This window comes from Buchnera aphidicola (Pseudoregma panicola) (assembly GCF_039376655.1).
In the GTDB taxonomy this organism is placed as follows: Bacteria; Pseudomonadota; Gammaproteobacteria; order Enterobacterales; family Enterobacteriaceae; genus Buchnera_G; species Buchnera_G aphidicola_C.
In genome coordinates, this window is the sequence record NZ_CP135000.1 from 159,894 (window position 1) to 171,848 (window position 11,955).

Consider the following 11,955-nt stretch of genomic DNA (forward strand, 5'->3'; position numbering starts at 1 on the left):
TATATTTTTTATAATTTTTAAAACAATTATTTAAGTTAAAATATATGTTTATATATAGTTTTATTATTTTTTAAATTAATTATATTATATATTTTTCTTAAAGAAAAATATATTAAAATTTATATAAAAATTTTTATTAATATAAAAAAAATTTATAAAAAAATATTATATTTTCATATTTATAATTTTTTTTTTAAATTATAAAGTAAAAATTTTTATTTTTAAGATATATAAATTATAAATAAAATTAAGGTTATTTTATGTCAAAAAAATATAAAAATGATATAGATAAATTGGAATTAAATGAATGGGTTTTTTCTATAAAATCTTTTATAAATAGAAGGGGTGTGTCAAAATCTAAATTTTTATTAAAAAAAATTTTTAATACTTTTTCAAATTTTGGAATAAAATTAAATAATAAAAATTTTTTTTTAACAGATTATTTAAATTCTATATCTAAAAATAATGAAAAAAAATATCCAGGAAATCTAAAAATTGAGAGAAAAATTAGATCAGCCATGAGATGGAATGCTATTATTATGGTTGTTAGATCTTATAAAAAAAACTTAGAATTAGGCGGACATATTTCATCGTTTCAATCTTCTGCTCATATATATGATGTATGTTATAATCATTTTTTTAAAGCTAGAAATAAAAAATGTTCTGGAGATTTTATATATTTTCAAGGTCATATTTCTCCAGGAATATATTCTAGGGCTTTTTTAGAAAATAGGATTAAAGAAGAACAAATGAACAATTTTAGACAAGAAGTTAATAACAATGGATTATCTTCATATCCTCATCCTAAGTTAATGCCAAATTTTTGGCAGTTTCCTACAGTTTCTATGGGTTTAACTTCATCATTTGCTATATATCAAGCTAAGTTTTTAAAATATATAAATAATAGAAAAATAAAAGATACAACTTCTCAAAAAGTATATGCTTTTTTAGGAGATGGAGAAATGGATGAACCTGAATCAAAAGGATTAATTAACATAGCTTCTAGAGAAAAGTTAGATAATTTAATATTTATAATAAATTGTAATTTACAAAGATTGGATGGTCCTGTATATGGAAATGGTAAGATTATAAATGAATTAGAATCTTTTTTTTTAGGATCAGGATGGAAAGTAATCAAAGTTATCTGGGGAAGAGATTGGGATAAATTATTAGAAAATGATAGTTCTAATAAATTAATTAAATTAATGAATGAAACTTTAGATGGAGATTATCAGAATTTTAGATCTAAAGATGGATCTTTTATTAGAAAATTTTTTTTTGGAAAATATTCTGAAACTAAAGAGTTAGTAAAAAATATGACAGATGAAGAAATTTTTAATTTAAAAAGAGGAGGTCATGATTCTATAAAAATTTTTAATGCTATTTATAAAGCCAATATAACTAAAAATAAACCTGTTGTTATTTTATTTCATACAATTAAAGGATATGGATTAGGCTCAATAGGAGAAAGTAAAAACATATCTCATCAAATAAAAAATATTGATTTTAAAACTCTTTTAAAAATAAGAGACAATCTTTCATTGCCTTTAGAAAATGATGAAATAAAAAATTTATCTTATATAAAATTTAAAAAAGGTTCTAAAGAATATAATTATATTCATGAAAAAAGAAAAAAATTAGGAGGATATGTACCTTTTAGATTAAAAAAATTTACTGAAAAAATTGTTTTACCTAAAATTTCAGATTTTGAATCATTATTTGTTAAACAAAAAAAAAAAATTTCTACAACTATTTCTTTTTTAAAAATTTTAAATATTTTATTAAAAAATAAATTTATAAAAGATAGAATTGTGCCAATTGTTGCTGATGAAGCTAGAACATTTGGAATGGAGAGTTTATTTAGAAAAGTTGGAATATATAATTCTTTAGGACAAAAATATGATCCTCAAGATAAAAATGAATTTTTATTTTATAAAGAAGATAAAAAAGGTCAAATTTTACAAGAAGGAATAAATGAATTAGGAGCTGGATCTTCTTGGTTAGCAGCTGCAACTTCTTATAGTAATAATAATTTACCAATGATTCCTTTTTATATATATTATTCAATTTTTGGTTTTCAAAGAATTGGTGACTTATTTTGGGCTGCAGGTGATCAGCAAGCAAGAGGATTTTTAATTGGAGCTGTTTCAGGAAGAACTACATTAAATGGAGAAGGATTACAACATGGAGATGGTCATAGTCATATTCAATCTTTAACAGTGCCTAATTGTATATCTTTTGATCCTGCGTATTCTTATGAATTAGCGACAATTATTAATAATGGAATTACTAGAATGTATGGATATAAGCAAGAAAATGTTTATTATTATATAACTGTTACTAATGAAAAATATAATATGCCTAAAATTCCTAAAAATTCTGAATATGGAATTTGTAAAGGAATTTATAAATTAAAAAAATATGAGGGAAGTTTAGGAAATATTCAATTATTAGGATCTGGATCTATTTTAAATAGTGTATGTATTGCTGGAAAAATTTTATATAAAGAATATAATATATCTTCTGATATTTACAGTGTTACTTCTTTTACAGAATTAGCAAGAGATGGACAAGATTGTGATAGATGGAACATGTTGCATCCAAATAGTTCAGAAAAAAAAATACCGTATGTAACAAAAATTATGAATGAAAATCCTGCTATAGCTTCTACAGATTATATGAAATTATTTGCAGAACAAATAAGAAAATATGTTCCTTCTAAGAAATATATTGTTTTAGGTACAGATGGATTTGCAAAATCTGATAGTAGAAAAAATTTAAGACATTACTTTGAAATTGATGAGTTTTATATAGTTATATCTGCATTAATAGAATTATATATGATTAAATTAATAGACAAGAATATTGTTTTAAATGCAATGAAAAAATTTAAAATAAATCCAAATAAGGTTAATCCGCGTTTATAATAAGGGGTTTATAAGTGTATAAAAAAGTTAGAATTCCAGATGTTGGGAAAGAAAAATTAGAAGTTATAGAAATATTAGTAAAAGAAGGGGATTTTGTTAATAAAAAGCAAGATTTAATTACATTAGAAGGTGAAAAAACTTCTATTGAAATACCTTCAAAAGAAACAGGAATAATAAAAAAAGTTTTTATTAAGATTGGAGATTTAGTTAAAACAAATTCAAAAATATTTTTATTAAAAAAGAAAAATCAAAAAGAAAAAAAAGTACATAGAAATAATATTTTAAAGGTTAATAAAGAAAGAAATATATTTAATAAATATGATGAAATTTATACTAGTCCTATGGTAAGAAGATTAGCTAGAAAAAACAATATAAATTTATCTGAAATTAAAGGAACTGGTAAAAAAGGAAGAATATCTAAAGAAGATTTTTTAATATTTTTAGAAAAAAAAAATATTAATTATAAAAAATATTGTTCAAAAGATATTTTTGAAAAAAAATTTTTTTTTGAAAAATTTGGTAAAACAGAAAAAGTTAATTTAAATAAAATTCAAAAAGTTATTTCTAAAAATTTATGTAAAAGCTGGTTAACAATACCTCATGTAACACAATTCGATGAAATAGATATTACAAAATTAGAAGAATTTAGAAAAAATGTAAATTTAGATATTTTAAATAATGAAAATAATTCTGTTAAAATAACATTATTACCTTTTATTGTTAAAGTAATAGGATATGCATTAAAAAATTTTCCTAATTTTAATAGTTCTTATTCTGAAAAAAGTAATACTTTATTTTTAAAGAAATATATTAATATAGGAATAGTGATAAATTGTGATAGAGGAATATTTATTCCTGTAATAAGAGATGTTTTAAATAAAAGTATATTTGAAATTTCTATAGAAATATCTTCTTTTTCTAAAAAAGTTATGTCTAATTTTTTAAAAAAAAAAGATATGGAAGGTGGTAATTTTACTATATCCAATCTAGGTGGATATGGAGGAGGGCATTTTACTCCTATAATAAATTTTCCAGAAGTTGCAATTTTAGGAATTTCAAAATATATAAATAAAAATATTTTTTTAAATAAAAAAATTTTTAATATAATTACTCTTCCTATTTCATTAAGTTATGATCATAGAGTAATAAATGGTGTAGAAGCTGTGAAATTTATAAATTTTATAAAAAATGAATTAGAAAAATTTCATGGTTTTATAATAAAATAATTTTATTATAAGAAATATTTTTAATTTATTTAAATATATATAATTTAAAATATAAAAATTAAGAGAAAATGTTATGAAAGATTTAAATGTTAATACAGTTGTAATAGGAGGAGGTCCCGCTGGTTATTCTGCTGCATTTAGATTATCAGATTTGGGAGTACAAACTATTTTAGTAGAAAAAAAAAATTTTTTAGGTGGTGTATGTTTAAATAAAGGTTGCATTCCATCTAAATATTTATTACATATTTCTAAAATTATCGAAGAAGTAAAAAGTTTAAAAAAATTTGATATTAACATAAACATTAAAAATATTAATTTATTAAATATAATGTTAGAAAAAAAAAGAATAATAGAATCTTTAAGAAATGGTATAAAAAATATTTCTAAAAACAAAAATGTTAATATATTAAATGGAGAAGCTCATTTTGAAAGTAAAAATAGTATATTAATAAATTATGTAAAAAAAAATAAAAAAAATAGTAAAAGAATAAGTTTTAAAAATGCTATTATATCTTCTGGATCTATACCTGTTTTTCTTCCTGGAATTCCTTATAATAATGCTAGAGTATGGAATTCTACTGATGCATTAAATTTTTTAACAATTCCAAAAAATATGTTAATAATAGGTTCAGGAATTATAGGAATGGAAATGGCAACTATTTATAGTTCTTTAGGTTCTAAAATAGATGTTATAGAAAGATCCGAAAAATTTTTTCCTTTTTTAGATAAAGATGTAACTGAAATTTTTAAAAAATCTATATTAAATAAATTTAATTTATTATTAGGAACAAAAATTATTAAAATTTCTGAAAAAAAAGAAGGACTACTAGTTAGTTTAAGTAGTTTTAAAAATTTTAATAAAAAAAAAATGTATGATGTGATTTTAGTTGCTGTTGGAAGAAAACCTAATATAGAAAATTTAAAATTAAAAAATTTGCCTATAGAAGTTAACAAATTTGGAGCTATAAAAGTAAATGATAAGTTGCAAACTAACTTAAAAAATATTTATGCAATAGGTGATGTTATTGGATTTCCTATGTTAGCTCACAAAGGTTCTTATCAAGGGAAAATTGTATCTGAAATAATATATGGAAAAAATATTTATTATCAACCTAAAATAATACCTTATGTAATTTATTCTAATCCAGAAGTAGCTTGGGTTGGTATTTTAGAAAAAGAAGCTATAGAAAAAAATATAAATTATAAAGTTGCTAAATTTCCTTGGAAATTTTCTGGAAGAGCAATTTCTTCTGGATATAGTTTAGGATTAACTAAACTTATTTTTAACTCTGATACTAATAGAATTATAGGAGGAATTGTAATAGGATCTGGAGCTAGTGAAATTCTTGGAGAAATAAGCTTAGCTATAGAAATGTGTTGTGATGCTGAAGACATATCTTTAACTATGCATGCTCATCCTACTATATATGAAACTATATGTATGTCTTCAGAAATTTTTCAAAAAAAATGTATAGATTTTTAATATATTTTTTTTTAACTTAAAATAAAATTTATATTTTTTAATTTTTATATAAATATAAAAAAATTTTTATTTTTTTATTAATAAAAAATAGTATTATAAAAAATTTTACATGCATATTATTTTTGTTAAAATTTTATATTTTACAAATAATATATTTTAATTTTTTTATATAAATTAATATGCATGTATTTTATATTTTAAAAATATTATATATTTTTATTTTTTTATGTACTAAATGAAATTCCACAACTACATGTAGTTTTAGCATTGGGATTATTTACAACAAATTTTGATCCTTCTAAATTTTCTAAATAATCTATTTTCCCATTTTTTATATATTTAATACTTATATAATCTATTAATATTTTAATATTATTTTTTTTTATAATAATATCATTTTTTTTAATTTTTTTTTCTAATTTAAAGTTATATTTAAATCCGTTACATCCTCCACCTATTATATATATTCTAAAATATAATTTTTTTTTAGTAATTTTTAAAATTTTTTTTATTGAATTTTTTGTTAATTTTATATTATACATTTTACTGTTACTTAAAAAATTTGTTTAAATACAAAAATTATAAAAAATTAATTATACTTATATATAAAAAAGTTTTTGATAAAATATTTGTTATCATTTCATGATAATTTGTTATATATTCTATTTTTTCAAACATATTTTTCCTCTTTTTTTTTATATTTTATTTTTGTTATGATTTCTTAAAAAAGTTGGTATATCTAAATAATCTATTTTTTTATTTTTTTTTATATAATTTTTATTACTAATATTATTATTTTCTGTTTCTTTATTTTTATTTTTTTTATTAAAATATTGATTTTGATATTTTAATAACATTTTATCAGAATTTTTTTTTTTTGTATTATTAATGTTATAAATTTTTTCAGGAGATATTCCTGTTGCTACTATAGTTACTCTTAATTCTTCTTTCATTTCATCATCTAAAGATGTACCTATAACTACTGTAGCATTTTCTGAAGAAAAGTTTCTAATCGTATTTCCTACTATTTCAAATTCTTCTAATTTTAAATCTAAACCAGCTGTTATATTTACTAAAACACCTCTAGCTCCAGATAAATCTATATCTTCTAGAAGAGGACTTGAAACAGCCATTTCTGCTGCTTCTTCTGCTCTGTTTTCTCCTGAAGAAACACCAGTCCCCATTATTGCATAACCCATTTCTGACATCACAGTTCTAACATCTGCAAAATCTACATTCATTAAACCTGGTTTAGTTATTAGTTCAGCAATTCCTTGTACAGCTCCATTTAATACATTATTTGCAGCTCTAAATGCATCTAATAATGAAATTCCTCTATTTAAAACTTTTAATAATTTATCATTTGGTATCGTTATAAGCGAGTCAACATTTTTAGATAATTCTGTTATTCCTTGTTCTGCATATAACATTTTTTTTTTACCTTCAAAACTAAATGGTTTTGTTACTACAGCAACAGTTAATATTCCCATATTTTTTGATATTTCTGAAATTACAGGTGCTGCTCCTGTACCTGTTCCACCCCCCATACCTGCTGCTATAAAAACCATATCAGCACCTTCCATAGCTGTTTTTAATGACTCTTTGTCTTCTTTTGCTGAATTTTTTCCTATCTCTGGATTTGATCCGGCTCCTAAACCTCTAGTTATATTTTTTCCTATTTGTATAGTTTTTTCTACTTCTATTTTTTTTAAAGCTTGAGAATCCGTATTAACAGCATAAAATTCTACTCCAGCAATTTTTTCTTGTATCATATGTTCTATAGCATTGCCTCCGCCTCCTCCAACTCCAATAACTTTTATAACTGCTTCTTTTATAGAATCTAAATTTTCGAACATTTTTTTTCCTTATGTTTTTGTTATTTAATTATCCATTTATTTATTTTTTTAAAAATATTTTTTATAAAATTATTTTTTTTTTCCTTTTTACAAATTTTGTTATTTTTTTTTACATATTTTAATATTCCAACAGATGTAGAATATATAGGATCATAAATTTTTTTATTTTTGTCTTTTATATTTTTAGGTATAGCAATTCTAACTCTTGTTGAGAAAATTTTTTTTGCGCAATTTTTTAAAAACTTTATTTTAGCTCCACCTCCAGTAATTACTATTCCTCTTTTTATTTCTATTTCCTTTCCGGTTCGTTTATATATTTTTTTTTGTATATTTATTATTTTTAATTTTACTATATTTAATAATTCTATATATCTAGGTTCTATTACATCTATTAATCTTTGAGCATTAATATTTTTTATTATTTTTCCATTAGAATCTAATATATTATTATTTTTTATTTTTTCTAATATAGGAACTGTAGTACATCCATGATTTATTTTTATTTTTTCTGCTTTTTTGTATGATATTGAAAATGCATATGCTATATCATTTGTTACTAATTCACTTGCATATGGTATTACATGATTATATATAGTATATCCATTACAATATATACTTAAATCTATAGAATTACTTCCTATATCTATCATACATACACCAAGTTTTTTTTCTTCTTTTGTTAATACTGCTTCACTAGAGGCTATTCCTGAAAATATTAGTTTGTTTACTTTTATTTTACATTTTTCTATAGATTTTTTTATATTTTTATATATTTCCTTATGGCAAGTAATTAAGTGTACTTTACCTTTCATTCTCATTCCTGACAAACCTATTGGATTTTTTATTCCAGATCTTTTATCTATAGAATATTCTTGAGGTATTACGTGCAATATTATATGTTCATTATTTATTTTTATAGATTTAGCTGAATATATAACATTTTTTATATCTTTTTTTTTAATTTCTTTTCCAGATATTGGTATAATTCCTATTTCATTATGACATTTTATTTTTGCATGTGATATAGATAAATATGCTGATTTTATTTTTTTTTTAGACATTATTTCTGCTTTATTTATAGATTTTTCTATACAGTTTTTTATAGATTCTAGATCATATATTCCTTTTTTATTAATTCCCTTAGATTTGTTTTTTCCTATTCCTATAATTTTTATATTATTATTATAAATTTCTCCTATTAATGTAACTATTTTATTATGTCCTATTTCTATACTTGTAACTAATTTTTTTTCCATATTTTATGTCACTTTTATACTTTATTTTCAATTTTTAAAATTTTTATAATTTTTTTTGTTAAAAATATTTATTTTTTGAAAAATTTTTAAAAATTATAAATATATTTTTTTTTAACAAAATTATTTTTTAAAAATTTTGTGTTAATATTCTTTATATAAAAAATATTTTATTATTTAAATTTAATTTTATAATTATTTTATTCTTTTTAATTCTGCGATTCTTAATATAGCACTTCGTGATCTTATATTTTTTTTAACTTCTTTTTTACTAGGAAGTATTTTTTTAAATATTTTCAATTTTTTTTTTTCATCTAAATATTTTATTTTCTTATAAGTTATAGGTAGTTTATGAGGTATATTAATATTTTTACTATTAGATTTCATAAAATATTTTACTATTCTGTCTTCTAAAGAATTAAAACTTATTACTAATAACTTTCCTTTATAAGATAAAATTTTTAGTGAATCTTTCAAAATTTTTTTTATACATTTTAATTCTTTATTTATATAAATTCTTATTGCTTGAAAAGTTTTAGTAGATGGATTTATTTTTCTATTTTTTTTATAAACAATTTTATTTATTATTTCAGATAATTCTAAAGTTTTTTCTATTTTTTTTTTTTCTCTATATTTTACTATAGCCTTAGATATTTTTGATGCAAATTTTTCTTGTCCAAATTTTTTTATTACTTTAAATATATTTTTTTTATTACTATTATTTATCCATTTTTTTGCTGAAATTCCATATTTTTGATTATATCTCATATCTAAAGTTCCATTTAAATTAAATGAAAAACCTCTTTTTTTATTCTTTATTTGATTTGTAGAAAATCCAAGGTCTAATATAATTCCATCAATTTTTTTTATTATATTAAACTTTTTAGCATATTTTATAAGATTTTCAAAAGAATCATTTATAAATTTAAAATTTTTATTTTTTATTTTTTTAGAAAAATTTATACTATAAGGGTCTTTATCTAAAGAATATAAAAATCCATGTTTTCCAATTTTTTTTAAAATATTTTTTGAATGTCCTCCTGATCCAAATGTACAATCTACATATATTCCATTTTTTTTAATTTTTAAATTTTGTATTATTTCTTTTAATAAAACTGGTATATGATAATTTTTTTTAGACATATTTTTTATTTTTCATAGTTTTTATAAAAATTTTAATAAGTTTTTTATATATTATTTTTATAAAATTATTTTTTTACTATTTTTACTTTTAAAACATTTATTAATTTAAATATTTGTTTTTTTATTTTATTGTTTATATTTTTATATTTGTATAATTCTATTAAAACTTTTGATATTTTTTTATTATTTTTTAAAGGTTTGGCTTTAATTTTTTTTATATTATATCCTCTTTGAGAAAACAGACCTATTACTCTAGATAATACTCCTGATTTGTTTTCTAATAATATATATAAAATTTTTTTCATAAATTTTTCCTAACATTTTTTTAATATCATATTGTTCATACCTAATCCTTTTATTTGCATAGGATATACATGTTCTGAAGCATCTACTTCTATATCTAAAAATACTAGTTCTTTTTTAGTTTTTTTTAACGCATATTTTATTATATTATATAGTTCTTTTTTTTTATGTACCCTTATTCCTATATGACCATATGATTTTACTAATTTAGAAAAATTTGGTAATGATTTCATATATGATTGAGAATATCTGCTAGAATAGTTTATATCTTGCCATTGTCTTACCATTCCTAATACACTATTATTTAAATTTATTATTAAGATAGGTATTTTATATTGTTTGGCAGTAGAAAGTTCCTGTATGTTCATTTGAATGCTTCCATCTCCTGTTATACATATAACATTTTTTTTTGGAAATGCAAGTTTTACTCCAAGAGCGGCTGGTAATCCAAAACCCATTGTTCCTAATCCTCCAGAATTTATCCATTGTCTCGGTTTTTCAAAAGAATAATATAAAGCTGTAAACATTTGATGTTGACCAACATCAGATGCAATATATGAATTTCCTTTTGTTATTTTCCATACAGTTTCTATAACATATTGTGGTTTTATTTTTCTCGAAGATTTTTTATATTTTAAACTATTTATTTTTCTCCATGATTGTATTTTTTCCCACCATTTTTTTATATTATTTTTATATTTTTTTATTTCTAAAATTTTTATAATTTTTTTTATAACATTTTTTGCATCTCCTATAATATATATATTTGATTTTACAGTTTTAGATATTGATGTAGGATCTATATCTATATGTATAATTTCTGAATTAGGGCAATATTTAGAAATATTGTTTGTTGTTCTATCATCAAATCTAACTCCTATAGCTAATATTATATCAGAATTGTGCATAGCCATATTAGCTTCATAAGTTCCATGCATTCCTAACATTCCAAGACATTGTTCATGTCTTCCAGATATTGATCCTAATCCCATTAATGATGTAGTTATAGGAAAATTTAATTTTTTTAATAATAATAACAAATATTTACTAGATTCAGATGATATTATACCTCCACCAACATATATAATAGGTTTTTTAGATTTTTGTAATTTTTTAAATATTTTTTTTATTTTTTCTTTTTTTACTGTTTCTTTTTTATTTAATTTTATATTATTTTTTTTTATAAAAAAATATTTTTTTTTTATGTTATTAGATAATACATTTTTAGGAATATCTATTACTACAGGACCATGTCTACCTGAAGTTGCTATATAAAAAGATTTTTTAAATGTTTTATATATTTCTGAAGTATTTTTTATTAAAAAACTATGTTTAACTATTGGCCTTGATATACCTATCATGTCACATTCTTGAAAAGCATCATTTCCTATTAAAGAATAATCAACTTGACCTGATATTATTATTATAGGTATAGAATCCATATATGCTGTAGCTATACCAGTTATAGAATTAGTTGCTCCTGGTCCAGATGTTACTAAAGCTACTCCAATTTTTCCTGTAGATCTAGCATATCCATCAGCCATATGTATAGCTGCTTGTTCATGTCTTACTAATATATGTTTTATTTTGCCAATTCTTTTTATAGAATCATATATGTCTAGAACTGATCCTCCAGGATATCCAAATATATATTTAATTTTTTGTTTTATAAGAAATTTTACTACTATATCTGCGCCTAGCATTTTTTTTCCTTTATAATATATTATTAATATATAAATTTATATTTTTATAACAATATTTATT

Annotated in this window: 9 protein-coding genes; 3 read left to right on the top strand and 6 right to left on the bottom strand. The window is 20.5% G+C overall.

Features of this window, described 5'->3' with window-relative positions:
- Positions 1-260: 260 nt before the first annotated feature.
- From aceE to lpdA, 3 genes are all read left to right on the top strand, one after another.
- Positions 261-2,927, top strand: a complete 2,667-nt coding sequence (aceE, locus tag RJT18_RS00735) for a pyruvate dehydrogenase (acetyl-transferring), homodimeric type (RefSeq protein ID WP_343154915.1) — start codon at positions 261-263, stop codon at positions 2,925-2,927.
- Positions 2,928-2,941: 14 nt separating this feature from the next.
- On the top strand, positions 2,942-4,153 hold the full coding sequence (locus RJT18_RS00740; RefSeq protein ID WP_343154917.1) for a 2-oxo acid dehydrogenase subunit E2: 1,212 nt from the start codon (positions 2,942-2,944) through the stop codon (positions 4,151-4,153).
- 73 nt (positions 4,154-4,226) lie between these two features.
- Positions 4,227-5,636 carry a dihydrolipoyl dehydrogenase gene (gene lpdA, locus RJT18_RS00745; RefSeq protein WP_343154918.1) on the top strand — a complete coding sequence of 470 codons (1,410 nt, stop codon included), beginning with the start codon at positions 4,227-4,229 and terminating at the stop codon, positions 5,634-5,636.
- 224 nt (positions 5,637-5,860) lie between these two features.
- On the opposite strand, the gene erpA is transcribed toward lpdA, so the two are convergent.
- The 6 genes from erpA to ilvB all read right to left on the bottom strand — a co-directional run bounded on the left by erpA (position 5,861) and on the right by ilvB (position 11,894).
- Positions 5,861-6,178 (bottom strand): iron-sulfur cluster insertion protein ErpA, encoded by a 318-nt coding sequence (gene erpA, locus RJT18_RS00750; protein ID WP_343154920.1) that lies wholly within the window; start codon positions 6,176-6,178, stop codon positions 5,861-5,863.
- Between the two features lie 153 nt (positions 6,179-6,331).
- Positions 6,332-7,492: a cell division protein FtsZ gene (ftsZ, locus tag RJT18_RS00755; RefSeq protein ID WP_343154922.1), complete on the bottom strand. Its 1,161-nt coding sequence runs from the start codon at positions 7,490-7,492 to the stop codon at positions 6,332-6,334.
- Between the two features lie 20 nt (positions 7,493-7,512).
- Complete coding sequence (gene ftsA, locus RJT18_RS00760) at positions 7,513-8,748, bottom strand: cell division protein FtsA (protein WP_343154923.1); 1,236 nt, start codon at positions 8,746-8,748, stop codon at positions 7,513-7,515.
- 192 nt (positions 8,749-8,940) lie between these two features.
- On the bottom strand, positions 8,941-9,888 hold the full coding sequence (rsmH, locus tag RJT18_RS00765; RefSeq protein WP_343154924.1) for a 16S rRNA (cytosine(1402)-N(4))-methyltransferase RsmH: 948 nt from the start codon (positions 9,886-9,888) through the stop codon (positions 8,941-8,943).
- A gap of 65 nt (positions 9,889-9,953) precedes the next feature.
- The gene (ilvN, locus tag RJT18_RS00770; protein ID WP_343154926.1) at positions 9,954-10,193 is read right to left on the bottom strand and encodes an acetolactate synthase small subunit; all 240 of its coding nucleotides are present in this window, start codon (positions 10,191-10,193) and stop codon (positions 9,954-9,956) included.
- Between the two features lie 9 nt (positions 10,194-10,202).
- Entirely contained in the window at positions 10,203-11,894 is a 1,692-nt protein-coding gene (ilvB, locus tag RJT18_RS00775) for a biosynthetic-type acetolactate synthase large subunit (RefSeq protein WP_343154928.1), read from the bottom strand.
- Positions 11,895-11,955: the final 61 nt, after the last annotated feature.